Annotated in this window: 18 protein-coding genes and 1 riboswitch; of the genes, 5 read left to right on the top strand and 13 right to left on the bottom strand. The window is 71.7% G+C overall.

From position 1 onward, the window contains the following. Positions 1 to 1,568, bottom strand: a 1,568-nt coding sequence (locus tag OJ962_RS13660) for a peptidoglycan DD-metalloendopeptidase family protein (RefSeq protein ID WP_270006399.1), incomplete at its 3' end; no start/stop codon positions are given. A 97-nt stretch (positions 1,569 to 1,665) separates the two neighbouring features. Further along, a riboswitch (cyclic di-AMP (ydaO/yuaA leader) is annotated at positions 1,666 to 1,834 on the bottom strand. Between the two features lie 50 nt (positions 1,835 to 1,884). Then, entirely contained in the window at positions 1,885 to 3,360 is a 1,476-nt protein-coding gene (locus tag OJ962_RS13665) for a sensor domain-containing diguanylate cyclase (protein ID WP_270006400.1), read from the bottom strand. Positions 3,361 to 3,412: 52 nt separating this feature from the next. Between OJ962_RS13665 and OJ962_RS13670 the strand changes: the two genes are divergently transcribed. Further along, complete coding sequence (locus tag OJ962_RS13670) at positions 3,413 to 4,198, top strand: fumarylacetoacetate hydrolase family protein (RefSeq protein ID WP_202955235.1); 786 nt, start codon at positions 3,413 to 3,415, stop codon at positions 4,196 to 4,198. Here OJ962_RS13670 and clpP read toward each other — a convergent pair. The 3 genes from clpP to OJ962_RS13685 are packed head-to-tail and all read right to left on the bottom strand — an operon-like array spanning position 4,187 to position 6,615. After that, the gene (gene clpP / locus OJ962_RS13675) at positions 4,187 to 4,768 is read right to left on the bottom strand and encodes an ATP-dependent Clp endopeptidase proteolytic subunit ClpP (RefSeq protein WP_202955236.1); all 582 of its coding nucleotides are present in this window, start codon (positions 4,766 to 4,768) and stop codon (positions 4,187 to 4,189) included. The two genes, OJ962_RS13670 and clpP, sit on opposite strands and share 12 nt — an antisense overlap. 19 nt (positions 4,769 to 4,787) lie before the next feature. Further along, positions 4,788 to 5,345, bottom strand: coding sequence for a response regulator (locus tag OJ962_RS13680; protein ID WP_202955237.1), 558 nt, complete (start codon positions 5,343 to 5,345; stop codon positions 4,788 to 4,790). 34 nt (positions 5,346 to 5,379) lie between these two features. Continuing rightward, entirely contained in the window at positions 5,380 to 6,615 is a 1,236-nt protein-coding gene (locus OJ962_RS13685; protein WP_202955238.1) for a hemolysin family protein, read from the bottom strand. A 35-nt stretch (positions 6,616 to 6,650) separates the two neighbouring features. Here OJ962_RS13685 and pgsA point away from each other — a divergent pair, with 35 nt between their 5' ends. Next, positions 6,651 to 7,205: a CDP-diacylglycerol--glycerol-3-phosphate 3-phosphatidyltransferase gene (pgsA, locus tag OJ962_RS13690; RefSeq protein WP_202955239.1), complete on the top strand. Its 555-nt coding sequence runs from the start codon at positions 6,651 to 6,653 to the stop codon at positions 7,203 to 7,205. Here pgsA and OJ962_RS13695 read toward each other — a convergent pair. Genes OJ962_RS13695 through OJ962_RS13705 form a run of 3 tightly spaced genes read right to left on the bottom strand, consistent with a single transcriptional unit; the run spans position 7,159 to position 9,889 of the window. Then, positions 7,159 to 8,235 carry a hypothetical protein gene (locus OJ962_RS13695; RefSeq protein ID WP_270006401.1) on the bottom strand — a complete coding sequence of 359 codons (1,077 nt, stop codon included), beginning with the start codon at positions 8,233 to 8,235 and terminating at the stop codon, positions 7,159 to 7,161. The genes pgsA and OJ962_RS13695 overlap by 47 nt on opposite strands. Positions 8,236 to 8,251: 16 nt before the next feature. Next, on the bottom strand, positions 8,252 to 9,235 hold the full coding sequence (gene mptA, locus OJ962_RS13700; protein ID WP_202955241.1) for a GTP cyclohydrolase MptA: 984 nt from the start codon (positions 9,233 to 9,235) through the stop codon (positions 8,252 to 8,254). A gap of 18 nt (positions 9,236 to 9,253) precedes the next feature. Further along, entirely contained in the window at positions 9,254 to 9,889 is a 636-nt protein-coding gene (locus OJ962_RS13705; RefSeq protein ID WP_202955242.1) for an alpha/beta hydrolase, read from the bottom strand. Positions 9,890 to 10,175: 286 nt separating this feature from the next. Here OJ962_RS13705 and OJ962_RS13710 point away from each other — a divergent pair, with 286 nt between their 5' ends. Next, on the top strand, positions 10,176 to 11,306 hold the full coding sequence (locus tag OJ962_RS13710; protein WP_238931817.1) for a sigma-70 family RNA polymerase sigma factor: 1,131 nt from the start codon (positions 10,176 to 10,178) through the stop codon (positions 11,304 to 11,306). Between the two features lie 22 nt (positions 11,307 to 11,328). On the opposite strand, the gene OJ962_RS13715 is transcribed toward OJ962_RS13710, so the two are convergent. From OJ962_RS13715 to OJ962_RS13725, 3 genes are read right to left on the bottom strand one after another with little or no spacing between them, the layout of a single operon-like run. Continuing rightward, positions 11,329 to 11,961 (bottom strand): nuclear transport factor 2-like protein, encoded by a 633-nt coding sequence (locus OJ962_RS13715; RefSeq protein WP_202955244.1) that lies wholly within the window; start codon positions 11,959 to 11,961, stop codon positions 11,329 to 11,331. 13 nt (positions 11,962 to 11,974) lie between these two features. Further along, positions 11,975 to 12,694, bottom strand: coding sequence for a ParA family protein (locus OJ962_RS13720; protein ID WP_202955245.1), 720 nt, complete (start codon positions 12,692 to 12,694; stop codon positions 11,975 to 11,977). After that, positions 12,691 to 14,148 carry a CYTH and CHAD domain-containing protein gene (locus tag OJ962_RS13725; protein ID WP_202955246.1) on the bottom strand — a complete coding sequence of 486 codons (1,458 nt, stop codon included), beginning with the start codon at positions 14,146 to 14,148 and terminating at the stop codon, positions 12,691 to 12,693. The genes OJ962_RS13720 and OJ962_RS13725 overlap by 4 nt, the downstream gene beginning before the upstream one ends. 232 nt (positions 14,149 to 14,380) lie before the next feature. Here OJ962_RS13725 and OJ962_RS13730 point away from each other — a divergent pair, with 232 nt between their 5' ends. Beyond that, complete coding sequence (locus tag OJ962_RS13730; RefSeq protein ID WP_270006402.1) at positions 14,381 to 15,553, top strand: BtrH N-terminal domain-containing protein; 1,173 nt, start codon at positions 14,381 to 14,383, stop codon at positions 15,551 to 15,553. 46 nt (positions 15,554 to 15,599) lie between these two features. Here the strand turns inward: OJ962_RS13730 and OJ962_RS13735 are convergent, their stop codons facing one another. Together OJ962_RS13735 and OJ962_RS13740 are read right to left on the bottom strand one after the other, a co-directional pair. Continuing rightward, positions 15,600 to 15,992: a hypothetical protein gene (locus OJ962_RS13735; RefSeq protein ID WP_202955248.1), complete on the bottom strand. Its 393-nt coding sequence runs from the start codon at positions 15,990 to 15,992 to the stop codon at positions 15,600 to 15,602. 19 nt (positions 15,993 to 16,011) lie between these two features. Beyond that, positions 16,012 to 16,713 (bottom strand): hypothetical protein, encoded by a 702-nt coding sequence (locus tag OJ962_RS13740; RefSeq protein WP_202955249.1) that lies wholly within the window; start codon positions 16,711 to 16,713, stop codon positions 16,012 to 16,014. Between the two features lie 88 nt (positions 16,714 to 16,801). On the opposite strand from OJ962_RS13740, the gene OJ962_RS13745 reads away from it, so the two are divergent. Next, positions 16,802 to 17,833 (top strand): LacI family DNA-binding transcriptional regulator, encoded by a 1,032-nt coding sequence (locus OJ962_RS13745; RefSeq protein WP_202955250.1) that lies wholly within the window; start codon positions 16,802 to 16,804, stop codon positions 17,831 to 17,833. The last annotated feature ends 66 nt before the right edge of the window (positions 17,834 to 17,899 follow it).

Genomic DNA, 17,899 nt, shown 5'->3' on the forward strand with positions numbered 1-17,899 from the left:
GTCTCGACCGGGGCCTCGGCGGCCGGCTCGGGCGTGGGCGCGGTCTCGACCGGGGCCTCGGCGGCCGGCTCGGGCGTGGGCGCGGTCTCGACCGGGGCCTCGGCGACCGGCTCAGGCACCGTCTCGACGGGGGCCTCGGCGACCGGCGCGGCCTCGGACGGCGCGGCGGCCTCGACGGCCGCGGCCGGCTCCGTCGCGGCCGGATCCGTCGTGGCGGCGGGGTCCGTGGCCGGCGCGGTCGTGGCGGCCGGGTCCGTCGCCGGGGCCGTGGCGGGGGCGCCGTAGGCCGGGGTGGTGGCCGTGTCCGTCACGGCCAGCGCGGACGGGGCGGTGGCGGCGGCCTGGGCGGCGGGCGTGCTGGCCTCGGCTTCGGCGGCCCAGGCGGCGGCGAGCGTGGCCTCGACCTGGGCGGAAGTGGCAGGGGTCGCTTCGCCCCAGGCGGCCTCGGAGCCGGCCTGGTTGACGGCGAGCTGGGCGTTCGTGGACTTGCCGGCCTTGGGGGCGGCGCCGGCGATCGTCTTGGAGCCGTTCAGGTAGTTGTCGGGGTTGACGGCCTTGCCGTTCTCGCGGACCTCGAAGTGGAGGTGCGGCCCGGTGGAGCGGCCGGTCGAGCCGACCTTGCCGATGACGTCGCCGACGTGGACGTAGGTGCCGACCTTGGTGTCCACGGTCGAGAGGTGGGCGTAGCACGTGCTGACGCCGCCCTCATGCTCGATGCAGACGAGGTTGCCGTAGCCGCCGTTGTCCCAGCCGGCCTTGGTCACGGTGCCGCACTGGGCGGCGCGGACGGCGGTGCCGGTCGGCGCGGAGATGTCTTTGCCGGCGTGGGCGTGCGAGCCGCGGTCCTCGCCGAACGCGCCGGTCGCCGTGCCCGCGACGGGCGTCGCGATCCGGCCCGCGCCGCAGCCGGCGCCCTGGCTGACCGGCGCGGGAGCCGGGGCGGGGGCGTTGACGGCCTGCGTGTTGGTGATCGCGTTGCGGTTGGTCTCGGGATCGGTCGAGGTGGCCGGGGTGGTCGAGCGCGGCGTCGTGGCCGCCTTCTTCTTCGTGCCCGACTTCTTCTTGACCGCCGGCTTGGTCGCCTCGGCCGGAGCGACCTCCACCTCGCCGGCGGGAGCCTCGGCCCCGCCGCCGCGGTGCTTGATCGTCACCGACGTCGACCCGTCCTTGCCCACGTAGGACACCTGCGAGCGGAACATCGCCGCCCACGTCTTGGCGTCCACCTGCCCCGTCACAGGCAGCCCGGCGCGGGACTGGAAGCGCTCGACGCCGCCCCGGGTGACCGGCCCGAAGATCCCGTCGTCGTCCACGCCGACGGCCTGCTGCACGGCCGCGACGGCCGCGCCCGTGTCCCCGTACTCGACCAGCGCGCCCGAGGGGAGCGCGATCGCGGAGCGCTGCGTGTCAGCCGTCTTGGTGGCCACCGCGCGTGGACCCCCAGCCGACGCGACGGCCGCGAACGGTGCGGCGACCGGCCCGGCGGCCATCGACGCCGTCACGGCCACGGCGGCGCTCTTGCGCCGCATGGCGTGCTTGCGCGCCGCCTCCGTGATCTCGCGCCGGTGCACGGAGCGCCGCAGCGACCGTGCCCACAGCTCCGCGTCGCTCAGATCGCGGTTACGGGATGATTCATACGGGAACGACAACTCGTGAGCCGACAACTCTCACTCCTTAGGGCCTCGTGCCTACGGGGTTAGCTGTCGGGCTCGCGCAAAGGCCTGCGCTACGCCGCCAAGCAGGCGGCGATTCGCCCCAGTCGGCCTGACCAAAGCCGCAACACTGGGTCCCCCGTTCCTCCCGTCCAGGGGACGGAAGAACTCGGCGTTACTCGATTTCTGGCCGGGAAGCCTACACGAAGCCCGAGCGGACTTCTGTAAACCTGAGTTACTCGGCCGGAATCGTCACGTTTCGGCCGGACGACTTCGCCGCCGCCAGCGCTTCCTGGGCACGGGCGATCAGCAGCTCGGCCGGCTCCTCGCCGTCCCAGCGCGCCACTCCCGCCGAAGCCGTCTGCCCGCGCGGCGTCGCGCCGCGCACGCGGTCCACGACCTCGACCGCCTCGCTCAGCCCGCAGCTCGGCAGCACCAGCGCGAACTCGACGCCGTCCAGCCGCGCCAGCACGTCCACCTCGCGCAGCTCCGAACGCCAGCGCGCCGCCGTCTCCTTGACGAGCCGGTCGCCCTCGCCCTCGCCGCGCATCATGTTGAACGCGCTCATGTGGTCGAGATCGAGCACGGCCACCGAGACCGGCGTGTCGCCGCGACGGGCGCGCGCGAGCTCCCGCGGCAGCTCCTCGTCGAACACGCGCCGGGTCACGAGCCCGGTCAACGCGTCCGTCAGAGCCAGGGCCGCGACCCGCGCCCGCAGGCCCGCGTGCTCGATCGCGATCGCCGCCTGGGCCGCGACCAGCTTGAGCATCCCGCCCGACGCCTCGGGCAGCTTGTCGAGCGGCCGCTGCCAGATCACGATCAGCACCCCGCAGACGTCCCCGTCGCGCAGCACCGGCTCGAACACGGCGGACCGAGCCGACGTCGCCTCCACCAGCGGCGCGGCCAGCGCCGGATGGTTGCGGGCGTCGGCGACGAAGTAGGCCTCCTTGGCGGTGAACGCCTTGCCGCCCCCGGAGCCGTCGCCACGCGGTTGGATCGTCACGGGCTGCACGTTCGCGCCGGCCATCGCCGTGGACGCGAAGTCGCGGCCCGACGGCTCCAGCAGGAACGCGACCGGCGCGTCCATGACCTCGCAGGCCGCCTCGCAGATCGCCTGGCGGGCATCGTCACCCGCCGCGAGCGCCTTGGCCACCCGGCCGATCGCACCCATTCCCTTGGCCTGATCTCGAAGCATGTCGTTGAACCTGCGCAAATCTCGTGCGTTGGACTCTCGTTCAAGCTCGCCCGCCAGCACCCGGGCCAGCATCACGAACAGCTGCTCGTCGGCAGCTACAAAGGCATTGCGGCGACGGGACACCGCCGCCAAGGACCCGACCCGCGTCCCGTCGGAGAGCTCCAGCGGCACACCGACGTAGGACCGCGCCCCGGTGCGCTGGCGCATCGCCAGCCCCGCGTACTCCTCGACGCCGCCGACGTCACCCGTCAACCGCGGCCCACGGCCCTCGGCCATGTGCGAGCAGAACGCGTCGCCCAGGGGCAGCGCCTGATTCGAGCGCAGTCCGTAGTCTGCGCCCCGGCGTACATCCACGATCCGGTGGATGAACTGGCCCCGGTCCAGGTGCGCCATGAACACCGCGGCATCGGGCACGTGGCGCTCGAGCAGGTCGAGCACGGAGCGCGTCGCGTCCGCGAACGAGCGGTAGGTCGTCGAGGTGGCCGCCGCGGCAGCCTGAATCGCGCTCACATCCACGTCCGACATCATCGACAAAGGAACGCCGTTCCCATAGCCGGTCATTTGTCCAATGAAACTCGCCACGTTCATTCCTCCAGGCGGCACCTCGGGTCTCACGGGTGAGGTTCGCGGCAGCCGCATCGTGACCTTCACCACCGGCGCGTCGCTGCTCGAAACCCTCCAGGACGCCGACCGCGCCCCCGCCACCGGCCCCGACCACGCGCTCAGCGAGGTCTCGCTGCTGGCGCCGATCCCCCGCCCGCCCGCGATCTTCTGCGTCGGCCGCAACTACGCCGAGCACATCGCCGAGCTCGGGTCTGAGCGGCCCGAGAAGCCGCTGATCTTCCTCAAGCTGCCGCTCTCCAGCGCGGCGCCCAACCAGCTGGTCTCACCGCCCGCGGCCACGCAGGCGCTCGACTACGAGGCCGAGCTCGTGCTCGTCATCGGCGACGAGAACCAGATCATCGGCTACGCCGTCGCCAACGACCTCTCCGCGCGCGACCTCCAGCGCTCGGAGAAGCAGTGGGCGCGCGCCAAAGCGTTCGACGGCTCCTGCCCGTGGGGCCCGTGGATCACGACCGCGGACGAGATCCCCGACGCCCTCGGCCTGCGGATCACGACCCACGTCAACGACGAGATCCGTCAGGACGGCAACACGCGGGCGATGATCTTCAACCCGCGCGAGATCGTCGACTTCATCGCCGAGACGTGCACCCTCGAGCCCGGCGCGATCGTGCTGACGGGCACGCCGAGCGGCGTCGGCGAGGCGTTCGATCCGCCTCGCTACCTGCAGCCCGGCGACAAGGTCCGCTGCGAGATCGAAGCCCTAGGCGTGATCGAGCACTCAGTGCTGTGAGATGACCCGGTCGATGAGGCCGTACTCCGCGGCCTCATCCGCCTTGAAGAAGCGGTCGCGCTCCATGTCGCGGTGCACCTGCTCCTCGGGCTGCCCCGTGTGCTTGGCGTAGATCTCGTCGATCCGCTTGCGCGTCTTGATGATCTCTCGCGCGTGGATCTCGATGTCCGTGGACTGGCCCTCGAACCCGGCGCTCGGCTGATGGATGAGGATGCGCGAGTTCGGCAGCGAGAACCGCTTGCCCTTCGCGCCGCCGGCCAACAGCAACGACCCCATCGACATCGCGATCCCGACGCACATCGTCGCCACGTCGGGCTTGATGAAGTTCATCGTGTCGTAGATCGCAAGGCCCGCGTAGATCGACCCGCCCGGCGAGTTGATGTACAGCGAGATGTCCTTGTCGGGGTCCTGAGACTCCAGGTGGAGCATCTGGGCGACGATCAGATTGGCGATCTGGTCGTCGACGGGCTGGCCGAGGAAGATGATCCGCTCGTTCAGCAGCCGCGAGAAGATGTCGAACTCGCGCTCGCCGCGGGCGGTGCGCTCGATGACCATGGGGACGAGAGGCATTACGCCCCACGATAGTGCGCTAGACGGCGTGGGGGCGCGCCGGGCGTAGCCGCGCCAGCAGGCGCTCGATCCGCCGCGCCAGCTTGCGCGGGTTCAGCCGCAGCGTCGCCGCGACCTCGGAGGGCTCCGTCCGGTCCACGAGCATCGCCAGCAGCGCGAGGTCCTCGGGCTCCACACGGTGCGCGGCGGCGTCCATCGCGGCGCGGTCCAGCGCCGGCAGCGCGGTGCCGCCGCGGCCCACGGCACGCAGCGCGGCGTACAGCACCTCGGCGTCGGCCTCCTTGGAGACCAGGCCGTCGGCGCCCGCGACGCGGGCGGTCACGACGAGCGTCGGGTCCTCGAAGGCGGCGTAGAGCACGACGCGCGGCGCGGGGTCGAGCGCGCGCAGCTTGCGGACCAGGCCGAGGTCACCGGCATCGAGCAGCACGACGTCCGGGCGCTGGCGCTCGACGAGCTCCAGTCCGTCCTTGGCTCCCAGGGCCACACCCACCGGAACCAGGCCCGGCTCGGTGCGCAGCATCATCGCGAGTCCGGCGCGAACGGCCGGCTGCGGATCGATGACCACGATGCGCGTCATGTCCGGAAGCATTTCTAAGCCGAATGAACTCACCCTAAAGGGAGGCTCGGAGCTTGGTGATACGCAGGCCGTCGACGTCCTCGATCCGGAGCGTCACGCCGTCGAAGGCGGCCTCGTCGCCCGGCTGGGGGCGCCGCCCGAGCGCGTCGAAGACCAACCCGGCGAGCGTGCGCGGTCCCTCCTGGGGAAGCTCGGTGCCCAGTTCCTCATTGAAGTCGTCGATGCTCATGGACCCGGACACCTCGACGGTACGGTCGTCGATGCGCTCGAGCTCGTTGTTGGGGAGGTCGAACTCGTCCTCGATCTCGCCCACGATCTCCTCGAGCACGTCGTGCACGGTCACGATCCCGGCCGTCGAGCCGTACTCGTCGACCACGACGGCCATCGCCTGCCGGCCCTCGCGCATCTCGCGCAGCAGCGCGCCGAGGTCCTTGGTCTCCGGCACGATCGGCGGCTGGCGCGCCAGGGCGCCCACCAGCTCCCCGCGCGAGGCGAGCAGGTCACGGAAATGCACGACGCCGACCAGGTGGTCCAGCGACTCGCGGCCGACCGGGTAGCGCGAGTGCCCGTGCTCGACGACCAGCCCGAGTGCCTCGTCGCCGGTCAGCGACGCCTCGATCCACACCACGTCCGGCTGCGGGACCATCACGTCCCGCACCTCGCTGCTGGCGAAGTCGAAGACGTTGTGGAGCATCTCTTCCTGGGCGCGCGGGATCACGCCCTGGCCCTCGGCCTCATCGACGAGCGCGCGCAGCTCGTCGGCGGATTGGATCGACTCGCCGGCCATCACCTCGGTGATCCCGAACGGCCGCAGCAGGTAGCTCGCGGTGCCCTGCAACACCCACACCACCGGCCGCAGCACGCGCGCGAGCAGCTCGATCGGGCGCGCCACCAGTGACGCCAGCAGTTCGGCCTTCTCCAGGGTCAGCGCCTTGGGCACGAGCTCGCCGAGCACGACGCTGAGGTAGGTGACGACGCTGAACGCGATCAGGAACGCCAGCCATGACGGCACGGCGTCGCCGAGCAGGTTGCGGATCGCGGTCTCGCCGACGATGCCGCTGAGCACCCCGATCGCCGTGATCCCGACCTGCACCGTGGAGATCACCCGCACGGGGTCCTCCATCAACCGCAGCGCCGCCTGCGCCCCCTTGCCGGTGCGCTGGCGCAGCGCCGAGCGGCGTGCGGTGACGATCGAGTACTCGCCGACCACGAAGAAGGCGTTGCCGGCGATCAGCGCCAGCAACGCGAGCATGCGTAAGAGATCGTCCACGTGGTTCGGCTACCCAGGCTAACGTTCAGCCCCGGTTGTTCGAGCTCAATGTCCCGAACGTCCTGACGCTTCTGCGCATCCTGCTGGTGCCCGTGCTCGTCGCGGCGCTCGTGCAGGAGGGCGGGGGGTTGGACGGAGTCGCCGCTGCGGTGTTCGCATTCGCGTCGTTCACGGACGCCCTCGACGGCTGGATCGCCCGCCGCCAGAAGAGCATCACGACGTTCGGCAAGCTGATGGACCCGCTGGCGGACAAGCTCCTGGTCACGGCCGCGCTGGTGAGCCTGGTCTCCCTGGACCGGGTCAGCGCCTGGGTGGCGATGGTGATCATCGCGCGCGAGTTCGCGGTGACCGGGCTGCGGCAGCTGGCGATGGAGCACGGCGAGGTCATCCCCGCGAGCATCTGGGGCAAGATCAAGACCGCCTTCCAGGTCGCGATGGTGATGGTGCTGATCCTCGTCGACGGCTCGCCCTTGTGGGTCGACGGTCTCGTGTGGGTGACGACGATCATCACCGTCATCTCCGGCGCGGACTACTTCTTCGGCTTCAGGACGCTCGTGCAGGCCCGCCAGGCCCGTCGCGCTCCAAGCTGAGCTCCTCCTCCTTGAACGGGACGTCGTCCACGCGCAGCGGGCCGACGTCGGCGAGCCCGTCGCAGACGACGCCGCGGAAGAACGTGTCCAGCCACGCGCACGCGCCGGTCGGCGCCCACGCGCTCCACGAGCGCGCGAAGCGGGCGGCGAAGCCGACGCGCACGAGGGCGAGCAGCACCCAGGTCGTCTCGATGTCGGACGACAGCGTCAGCGCGTCGACGGCCTGCGCGAGCCCCATCCGCTCGCGCTCGCCGAAGTCGTCGAGCAGGAACGGGAGCGCGGCCGTCCAGGTGATGTGCGGCTGGTCGCGGAAGTAGCCGTCGTGCAGGAACTTCGCCGCGACGGCGTCGCGCAGGTCGCCGCCGCCGAGCGAGCGCACCATGCCCCAGTGCCAGACGGCCTGGTCGAGCCGGGTGGGGACGGCGCTAAACCCGCCGCGCGCGAGCACCGCGTCCAGCGCCGCCTCCCGCGCGGCGAACAGCGACACCTGGTGGTGCTCGCCGAGCTCGATCGCGGGCGTGTACGGGTCGCCGGCGCCGTCCCAGACCGCGAGCCGGGCCTCGGCGCCGCTCAGCGCGCGCATCCAGCGCAGCTCCCGCAGCTTGAGCGCGAGCGGGCCCGGCCCGTCGGCGTACAGCGCGAACCATTGGGCCGCGTAGCGCTCGGCCAGCGCGGCCGAGTCCGTGGTCAGCCGCGGCGCGTGGCGCGCCAGCCAGGCCGCGAACGGCCGCTCGTCCAGCGAAGCGCCGAGCGGGGACCCGCCGCGCAGCGGGATCCGCAGGCCGGTCGCGGGCCCGCCCTCGACCTTCACGCGCCCCGATCCCTCGTAGGACCAGTCCGCGCACAGCACGTCGCCGCGGATGCCGCGGCGCTCGTGCAGCCGCAGCGCGTCCGTGAGCGCATACACGGTCTCCGTGAGGTCGGGGTCCCAGCGGTGCGCGACCACGCGCGGCTCCACCGGGACGCCGTCCACGAGGAACGTCACGCGCGAGCGCGAGAACCCGGGGACGAGCCCCGGGTCGATGCTCACCCCCGGCCCGACGAGATCAGTGCGCGCCGTCGAGCCACTCACGGAGCGACACGTGGTGCGACGAGTGGTCGCCCGTGGCGATCTCGTTGCGCAGCTCGCCCATGAGCCCGAAGCGCTCGGCGGTGACGTTGTGCTGGTGGATCGTCTCCAGGTTCTCCTGGCGGGCCGAGACGAAGTGCCGGTCGCTGAGGTCGCCGAAGCGCTCGACGGTCCCGCGGATCATCTCGCGCACGCAGTCCTCGACGAAGCGCGGCCGGCGGTGCGCCTTCTCCACCACGGCGCCCTCGTCGGAGCGCTTCATCAGCTCGTAGATCTCCGAGGACATCGACTCCTCGACGATCTGGACGAGCCACTGGGCGTCGATGTCGGTGTCGCAGTCCTCGGGGCAGCCGATGTGCAGCGTGCCGAGCCCGCGCTGGTTGTGGGTCGCGACCGGCACGGCCTCGAAGATGCGCGCGATCTCGTCGTCGGAGAAGCCGTCCTCGAGCAGGCGCTCGTGGGAGCGGGCCTGGACGGCGGTCTGCGCGCACGGGCACGCGGTCATCCCCTGGGCGCGGACGCCGATCAGCCGGCGCGTGCCGGCCCCACTGGCGACGGCGGCGCCGAGCAGCGAGTAGATCTCCTGGGTCTGGATGCCGGAGACTGGGGCCGGCTTGTGCTCGGGATAGCGCGCCTCGATGTGGACCTCGGCGCGCAGGGCTTCCTGGCGGTCGCGGACCTTCTCTGCGATGTGCGCGGCGAGCGTCTCGGCGCGGAAGGCGGCCTCACCGAGCACGACCTCCCCGATGGCGTCGTTGACGACCTCCTCGAAGCGGCTCATGTGCGCACCTTTCTGATGCGGGCCGAGGTCGACGAAGCAGTCCAGTTTCGCGTAGAAGAGCTGTTCGGCGCCGTTCGCAGCGATGCGGATGACCTTCTCGACGTTGGTCACGCCCACGCGCGAGAGGGAGAGCGAGAGCGTCGGAGCCTGGCTCTGAACGTCCTCGAAAGGCAGAGTCATGACACCCAGCGTACGGGTTCAGCGTGCGAGCCAGGCGAAGGCGGCGTCCGCGAGCGCGGGCGGGACGACGTGCCCGCCGTCGAACTCCTCGTAGCGGACGTCGTAGTCGGCGCCGTGCAGCCGCCACGCGACCCGTCGACCGCAGCGGTCGATCGGCAGCACCCGGTCCTCGGTCCCGTGCGTGATGAGCACCTTGGGCCACCCGACCGCTGAGCCGCCCGTCGCGAAGCCGGGCGAGAACGCGATCAAGTGCGTCGCGAGGTCGCCGTTGCGCAGGCCCAGCGACAGCGCATAGGAGGCACCGTCGGAGAAGCCGGCGAGGGCGATCCGCGCCGGGTCGACGGCGAACGAGGCGAACACGTGCGCGAGGGCTGAGTCGATGGTCGCGACGTCCGGGCCGAAGTCACGCTCGATCATGTCCCACGTCCGGCCGGCCGACTGCGGCGCGAGGACCGCGACCTGGTGCGCTTCGGCGGCCTCGCGGACGAGCTGGAGCGCGCTCGCGGCCGAGCCGCCGGCGCCGTGCAGCATCACCGCCAGCGCCGTCGGGGAGGGAGCGTCGGCCGGTACGTGCACGAGCGTTCCGGGCGGCAGCGGAGCCGGTCCGAGCGCGGCGTCGGGGCGCGCGTGCAATCGGGCCAGGGCGGCACTCACGGAACTGGGCTACCCCGGTCCGGGGATGCCCGCGGGTCCTGAAGCTGACGCGGTTCGGGCGTATACCGACAAACCTGGACGAATGGACCAAGGTTTTGCCAAAGACAGACCACGTATCCCGTGCTACAAAGCCGGGACGGCGCAGACAGGTTCCCCAGGATCACAAGGGGTAAACCACGAACTCGGCGCCCATTGCGACAACTCGTCGCGGACAGACGGATAGGCACGGATGGGAGCGGCCCCGGGGGCGGGGATCGCTCAAGTTACGTCCCGAAGGACTAGAGGGTTGGGCACCAAGACCGACGCATTGCTGGTGGACGAGGCTCCGATCAGCGAGATCGACGAGCTGAAGCCGCTCATCGCCGAAGGCCAGGAACGGGGGATCCTGACCGTCGAGCAGATCGCCACTTCACTGGAAGAGGTGGAGGTCACCAAGGAGCAGATCGCAGAGCTTCACGCGTACCTGCTGGACCAGGGGATCGAGATCGTCACGGCCGATGGCAAGCCGGTGACCAACTCGGAGCCCGAGGCGCGCCGGGAGAAGGATGCTCCCGAGGGTGCCCGCAAGCCCGAGATCGACCTCACGGTCGAGCCCAGCCTGGATTCGCTGCGGCTCTACCTGCGCTCGATCGGCAAGGTGCAGTTGCTCACGGCCGACCGCGAGGTCGAGCTGGCGCGGCGCATCGAGCGCGGCGACCTCGTCGCCAAGCAGGAGATGGTCGAGGCCAACCTGCGCCTCGTCGTCTCGATCGCCAAGGGCTATCTCGGCCGCGGCCTGTCGTTCCTGGACCTGATCCAGGAGGGCTCGCTGGGCCTCATCCGCGCGGTGGAGAAGTTCGACTACCGCCGCGGCTACAAGTTCTCGACGTACGCCACCTGGTGGATCCGTCAGGCCGTCACGCGCGCGATCGCGGACAAGGGCCGGACCATCCGCATCCCGGTGCACATGGTCGAGAAGCTCAACAAGGTGGTGCACGTCGAGCGCCAGCTCGTCCAGCAGCTCGGCCGCGAGCCGCTGCCGGAGGAGATCGCGAACGAGCTGGAATGCTCGGTGCGCGAGGTGCGCGACATCCTGCGCATGGCCCAGCAGCCCGTCTCGCTCGAGAAGCCGATCGGCGAGGAAGAGGAATCCGAGCTGGGCGACTTCGTCGAGGACGAGGCCGCCGAGTCGCCCTTCGAGGTGGCCTCGGAGAACCTGCGCAAGGAGAACGTGCGGCGGGCGCTGGACGCGCTTCCGCAGCGCGAGCGCGAAGTCATCGAGATGCGCTTCGGCCTCACCGGCGCGCGTCCGTACACGCTGGAGGAGGTCGGGCGGGCGTTCAACGTCACGCGCGAGCGCATCCGGCAGATCGAGAACCACACGCTCAAGAAGCTCGAGTCGCTCCCCGAGGCCCAGCGCCTCCGCGACGCGACCTGACCGTGGTCTGGGCCGCGGCGTCCTACGCCGCGGCTCGCACCGCCACCGCCTTCGAGTCGAAGCTGACCGCGCGGACCAGCCGGCGGCGCTCGAACAGATACACCGACCACACCTCGCCCGCGCCGGTGAAGTGCACGAGCACGTGCTCGCCGATGGACTCGACTCGCACGGGCTGCGGCACCGGCCCGCCCGGCGGCCGCTCGGCCAGGAACGCCCGCAGCTCATGCGTCCCGCGCAGCACGCGGCCCTCGGCGATGCGCGGGATCCACTCGACGTCGTCCGGGATCAGCTCGGCGAGCGCGTCCACACCGCCGCGCACGTACGCCGCGCACAGATCCCGCACGTAGGCCACGTTGTCGGCGGTCTCCTTGTCGCGCCGCGCGCCGTCGGCGAGCGCGCGCCCGCAGCGGGCGCAGCGGAACCCGACGACGCTCGCCGCCCCGTCCCAGCGGCAGTCCCACACCAGCCCGAGCCGGCGGATGATCACGTCGTAGCCGACGGCGACGTCCTCGCCGAAGCGCTCGCGATAGAGGTCCAGCAGCGCCGCCGAGGTCAGGACCGCGTGGTGGGTCCGGCGGGTCGTGTCGTCGAACGCCGGGTCGGGCCCGCTCACGACGGCCCACGGGGGATACGCAGCGTCCGACCTTCGCGCCATCGCTGGAAAAAGGCTAGAGCCGCTCGCGGATCTCCGTCCACAAGTCGGCGTATGCGCGCGCGGCCCGGCTGCGCGGCGCGAAGTCGACCAGCGCGGCCCGTTCAGCGCCCATGCGCTCGACGTCCGCCGAATTCGGGATCACCGTCTCGAGCACGTCGTGCTCGCGCCCCAGCTCCTCCATCAGCTCGCGGTGCAGCTTCTTGCGCCGGTCGGCCATCGAGAAGAAGCCGAGCACCTTGGCGTCGCTGTTGAGCACCTCGTGCAGCTGGTCGAGCGTCCGCGAGCTGAGCGTCGCCGGGATGATCGGGACCAGCAGCGCGTCGGCCGCCTCGAAGACGTTCTCGGACACGAGGCTGATGCTCGGCGGACAGTCGAGGAAGACGTAGCGGTACTCGCTGAGCGGCTTGATGACGCGGTCGAGGCGGTTGGTCTTGGCGCCGTCGAGCGCCAGGTCCATGTGGCGGTAGGAGAAGTCCGCGGGCAGCAGGTCCAGGCCCTCGGTGTCGGTGCCCTTGATCTGGCCGTCGGCGTCCGTCTTGCCGCGCACGAGCTTCGCGCCGCCGCCCTTGATCTTGGGCTTGACGCGGAACAGGTACGTGCTCGCGCCCTGGGGATCGAGGTCCCACAGCAGCGTCTGGTCGCCGCCGTGGGCGGCGAGCGTCGCGAGGTTGACCGCGGCCGACGTCTTGCCGACGCCGCCCTTGATGTTGTACGTCGCCAGGACCTGGCTCACCCGAAGTGCTCCTTGACGACGTCGCGCTGCGCCTTCGACGCGAAGACCGCGAACCGGTCGGCGAACTCGGCCCGCGCCGCGATCTCCTCCTGCATGAAGCGCTCGATCAGCACGCCCATGGCCATCAGCGTGAACGGATGCCCCTTGACCGCAGGCGCCAGGTCGCGCAGCGCGTTGGCCTGCACCTCGCGGTCCTGGAAGCGGCCGAGCTGGTCCTGCAGGCCCTTGAGCGTCTTCACGAACGGCTTGACGATCTCCGGCGGGTACAGGCTGGCGAAGAACTCGAGCAGGTAGCGCAGCTCCTTGCCGACCTTGCGCAACTCGTGCAGGTCGTAGGCGGGCGAGTCGTCGTCGATCGCCCGGCCCATCTTGACCATCTTGCGGTAGACCCGCGTGATCCGGTGCGACGCGAGGTCGGAGACCGTGCGGTCGGACGGGCGGCGGCTCGTGACGAACTCGTTCCACTCGGCGAGCGCGTCGCCCGTGCGCTGCGCGCGCAGGGCCCGGCGCGTGGCCGTGAGCGCCTTGACCCGGCGCTGTTCGAGCACGTCGCGCAGCGGGTCCAGGTCGGCGCGCATCTTCTCCGGCAGCGAGTCGCGCAGCTCGGGGAAGTCGAGCAGGTAGACGTCGAGGTCGCGCAGGTCGCCGGTCACGGCCTGCAGGCGCTTGAACTCGTCGCGGAAGTGCTGCAGGCGCTCGGGGTAGACGCCCTTGAACTGGCGCTGCAGGCTGCGCGTGCGGCGGATGGCGACGCGCAGGTCGTGCAGGAACTCGGAGTCGACGTCGTCGAGCGTGCCGGGCAGGTTGAGGTCGATCACCTCGAGCAGGCGGCCGAATACAGTCGCCGCGGCGAGGCTGGCGGGCTCGTCCGGGTCCAGCGTGAGCGCGAGCTTGGAGCTCGTGCCCGCGGGGTCGCCGCCGGCGGCCGCGATCGCCTCGTCGACGAGCGGGACCGTCGCCTCCGGCAGCGCGAGCGTCTCGGCCAGCGTGGCGCGGACGCGCTCGATCTCGGCCTCGTAGCCGCGCACCGCGGTGGCGGTGACGCGCCCGCGGGTGCCGTTGTCGGCGGTGGTCAGCTCCAGCCGGACCACCGTCTTGGCGTCCCCGTTGAGCACGGCGAGCGGCAGCCGGTGGGTGCGGACCTTCGCCACCGGCAGCAGCGCGCGCATCTCCATCTCGGGTGCGAGCCGGGCGCGCAGCGCCTCGGGCAGGTCGCGGTCGAACAGGCGCTTGGCGGCGGGTGCGGCGGCGCTGGCGAGCGTCGCGCCGGTCTCCCGGTCGAGCAGGACCAGCTCCGTGCCGCTGTGGCGCAGCGTCAAACCGGCCGCGTGCAGGCGGCCGTCGAACGTGTCGTAGAAGGTCGTCGTCCCGCTCGTCGCGCGGTCCGCGCGCACGTCGAGATGCTCGGCCAGCGAGGCCTTCGCCGAGGGCAGGTCGGCCCCCTCCGGTAACACGTGAGTAACAACTTCCATCGGACGCGGCAGTCTCGCAGAACCGGCGTTAACATTCCCAAGTGCGGCGATTTCTCTCTCGCCGGACTCCCTGAGCCGCCGTCCACACCGGTCGCCTACGCGGGAGCAAAGGGGATCCTTGTCCTCGGGATGAACAGTTGTCGTGATCCGCGTTCCCGCACCCGGCGGGCGCTGCGTCGTGTGGAGGCCGGCGCCGGCCGTCCGGAGACCGATCATGACCGCTCGCAAGCACTTCAAGCAGCTCGTCCGCGACCGCATGGCGCGCACCGGCGAGGCCTACACCGTGGCCCGCCGGCACGTCGAGGCCGGGGCGCCCGTCCACTGGGAGCTCCGCGGCGGCGTCGAGGGTGAGACGGCCGCGTTCGCCAACGTCCTCGCGAACCTCGGCGTCGAGCACGACGGCGCGCCGTTGAGCGAGGCGATGATCCTGGGGATCGGCGGCGGGCTCGGGGCCGGCTACATCCTGTGGGAGTTCGACGCGTGGGGTTACCGCGCGCTGACGCTCGGCTTCCGGCGCCAGTGGCAGTACCCCGCCCGCTGGGCGTCCGGGCTGGCCGAGCGGCTCGGGCTGCAGGCGGTGCTGCACGAGACGGGCGGGCGCAAGGCCGCGGCGGCGGCGCTCGACGCCCAGCTGGAGCAGGGACTGCCGGCGATCGCGTGGATCGACCCGTACCAGCTCGGGCACCGCGGGCTGCCGGAGAGCCGCGACGGGTTCGGCGGCTCACCGGTGGTGGTCTACGGGCGCTCGGGCGACTCGTACCTGATCGACGACCGCTCGACCGAGCGCGAGGTCGTCAGCGCGGAGCGCGTCGCGGACGCGCGGGCGCGCGTGAGCTCCTACAAGCACCGGCTGATCACGATCGACCCCGCGCGCGTCGACGTGGGCGACCTGCGCGCCGCGATCGAGGAGGGCCTGCGCCTGCAGGTCGAGCATCTGAGCGAGAAGTCGGACTCGTTCTCGCTGCCGGCCTGGCGCAAGTGGGCGCGGATGATCACCGACACGCGCCACAAGAAGGGCTGGCCGACGGTGTTCGCCGACGGCCGCGGCACCGCGAGCGCGCGCGGCTCGATCTACGCGGGCGCGTCCGGCGGCGCGCATCTGCGCGGGCTCTACGCCGACTTCCTCGACGAGGCGAGCGCGCTGCTCGGCCGCGAGCTGCCGTCGGCCCCGTGGCGCGAGGCCGCGGCGCGCTGGGAGGCGATCGTCGACGCCGCGCTGGAGCCGGGCGACGAGCTGCGCGAGCTCATCGACCGCGAGGACCCGGCGCGCTGGAGCGTGCAGGCCGAGCGCGACGTGGCGGGCGAGATGCCGCCGCTCGCCGACGAGGTGACCGCGATGTACGAGGCCGAGGTGGCCGCGCTGGACCGGCTGAGGGCCGCGCTCTGACGCGTGCGTGGCGGGTTGAGCCGCGTCACAGGGCTCAACCCGCCACCTACCCGCGTTTGAGCTCGATCTCGGCGTGGCCGGACGCGCCGCTGTCCTCCTGCCAGCTCAGCTTCGCGCGCTCGGCGCGCGAGCCCGGCGGCAGGGGCAGCGCGTACCGCATCGTCCGCGCGCCCGGCAGCGCGTACGGCGCGCTGCCGACCTTCTCGCCGAGCTCGATCGTCATCACGCCGCGGCAGCCGCCGGCGGCCGGGCAGACGAGGTCGAGCATCGCCATCTCACCGCGCACGCGCACCTCACGCTCGAGCAGCCGCGGCGCGGTCGCACCCGTCTGCTCGTTCGCGTCGGCCATCACCGCCATGCCCATCTCGTGTGCCGAGCTCAACAACGAGTACGCGCCGAGCCCCACCAGGAGCAAGGCGACGAGGACAACCCATCTCATGCCCGCCAGTCTGGACTGCTCAGGCGTCCCTTCCCATTCCGTTCGTCCTGGGGTCCAGGCCCCAACCGTGCAGTGGCGCCCGCCCGCGCTTGCCCGCGTCGGCGAAGACCTCGAGCGCGCGGCAGCACGCGGCGGCCTTCTGCGCCAGCGGCAGCGGCACCTTCATGGCCGCGGCGAGCTCGCGCGTGGTGAACGGCGCCTGGAGCTCCGGCAGCAGGGTGGCGAGATCCGCCGGGCCGCGCAGCTCGACGCGCTCGAGCACCTCGCGCAGGACGCGCTGTCCGGGGTCGCGCAGGTAGCGGCGGCCACGGACGGGCGCCGGCGCGCGCACGTGGTCCTCGCGGCACAGCAGGACCTCGATCGTCAGGTGCGGGTGGCTGAGCAGCGTGGGGAAGGAGACGAGCCCTTCGAAGATCGTCGCCGCGCCCGGCTTCTTCGGTGAGGGCCGCGTCGAGAGCACTTCGCCGTGTTCGTCCACCCGCACGATCCGTCGCTCCGTCGGGACGGGGTGCACGATCCGCATGCGATGGCGATCCAGCAGCGCGTCCAGCTTCGTTCGCAGCGCGGAGAAACCGCCCGTCTGGACCTCGACGAGTTCCCCGTCCGCCCGCACGAGGTCGATCACGAAGCCGTCCACCCGGACCTCGAACGCGTCGCCGGGCGCGGCCAGACGCCGCTTGAGCTCGCGGTGGAGCGGACCTTCGCGCAGCTCGCCGATCACGCCGTCCAGTTTCGCGCAGAAAGTTCCTTGACCTTTGCTCGGACTCCGTGCATACTGCCGCCCACGGTTTCCGAAACCGTTTTTGGAGATGGAGGAGAGAGTCACTATCCGCGAGCTCGCGCGGCGGTCCGGCGTGTCGGTCGGCACCGTATCGCGAGCCCTCAACGGCTACGCCGACGTGCGTCCCGAGACGCGCGAGCGCATCATGCGCCTCGCGTCCGAGCTCGACTACACGCCGGCCGCCGCGGCGCGCTCGCTGGTCACCCAGCGCTCGCACGTCATCGGCGTGTTCATGGAGACGGGCGAGGGTCATCCGGATCTCCAGCACCCCTTCTTCCACGAGGTCCTCGGTGGTCTCAAGCAGCGCGTCGGCCGTGAGGGCTTCGACCTGTTGCTGTTCGCCTCCGAGCGCCCCGGCGGCGGCTACGGCCCGCACGACTACCTCAAGCGGGCCCGCCACCACAACGTCGATGGCTGCGCGCTGATCGGGCTCGACCCCGACGACGACGAGGTCCGCCGGCTCGTGCGCGGGGAGATCCCGTGCGTCGCGATCGACATGCAGCTCGAGGGCCCGCGCACCGAGGTCGTGATGAGCGACAACGAGGCCGGCGCGGCCGCCGCCGTGCGCCATCTGCACGAGCTGGGCCACCGCCGGATCGCGACGGTCACCGGCATGATCGACTCGCGCCCGGGCGTGGACCGGCTGCGCGGATACCGCGCCGCGATCCAGGCGCTCGGGCTCGCCTACCGTGACGAGTACGTGCGGTACGGCGACTTCTACGCGGAGTCCGCGCGCGAGCAGACCGCTCAGCTGCTCGCCCTCGACGAGCCCCCGACCGCGATCTTCGCCGCCGCCGACATGATGGCCATCGGCGCCATCCGGGCCGCCGCCGAAGCCGGCGTGCGCGTGCCCGAGCAGCTTTCCATCGTCGGGTTCGACGACATCCAGCTCGCCCCTCACGTGAACCCGCCCCTCACCACGCTGCGCCAGGACAAGCTCGGCCTCGGCGCAGCGGCCGGCGACGCCCTCGTGGCGCGCATCGCCGGCGACCCGGACCGCCCCTCGCTCCGGACGCTCCCCGTCGAGCTGGTCGTACGCGGTTCCACCGCGGCTCCTTAGGAGGCTCCACCCAACCCCGCGGCCGCCCCGGCCGCTTTCGTTCGCGCCGTACCAAAACCGTTTTTG

Origin of the sequence: Solirubrobacter deserti, assembly GCF_027587175.1 — a bacterium.
GTDB classification, from domain to species: domain Bacteria; phylum Actinomycetota; class Thermoleophilia; order Solirubrobacterales; family Solirubrobacteraceae; genus Solirubrobacter; species Solirubrobacter deserti.

Excerpts from the sequence above, each read along its gene's own strand:
- OJ962_RS13670 (WP_202955235.1), top strand. The coding sequence starts at position 3,413 with ATGAAACTCGCCACGTTCATTCCTCCAGGCGGCACCTCGGGTCTCACG.
- clpP (WP_202955236.1), bottom strand. The coding sequence starts at position 4,768 with ATGCCTCTCGTCCCCATGGTCATCGAGCGCACCGCCCGCGGCGAGCGC.
- OJ962_RS13680 (WP_202955237.1), bottom strand. The coding sequence starts at position 5,345 with ATGACGCGCATCGTGGTCATCGATCCGCAGCCGGCCGTTCGCGCCGGA.
- mptA (WP_202955241.1), bottom strand. The coding sequence starts at position 9,235 with ATGACTCTGCCTTTCGAGGACGTTCAGAGCCAGGCTCCGACGCTCTCG.
- OJ962_RS13715 (WP_202955244.1), bottom strand. The coding sequence starts at position 11,961 with ATGGCGCGAAGGTCGGACGCTGCGTATCCCCCGTGGGCCGTCGTGAGC.
- OJ962_RS13730 (WP_270006402.1), top strand. The coding sequence starts at position 14,381 with ATGACCGCTCGCAAGCACTTCAAGCAGCTCGTCCGCGACCGCATGGCG.
- OJ962_RS13735 (WP_202955248.1), bottom strand. The coding sequence starts at position 15,992 with ATGAGATGGGTTGTCCTCGTCGCCTTGCTCCTGGTGGGGCTCGGCGCG.
- OJ962_RS13745 (WP_202955250.1), top strand. The coding sequence starts at position 16,802 with ATGGAGGAGAGAGTCACTATCCGCGAGCTCGCGCGGCGGTCCGGCGTG.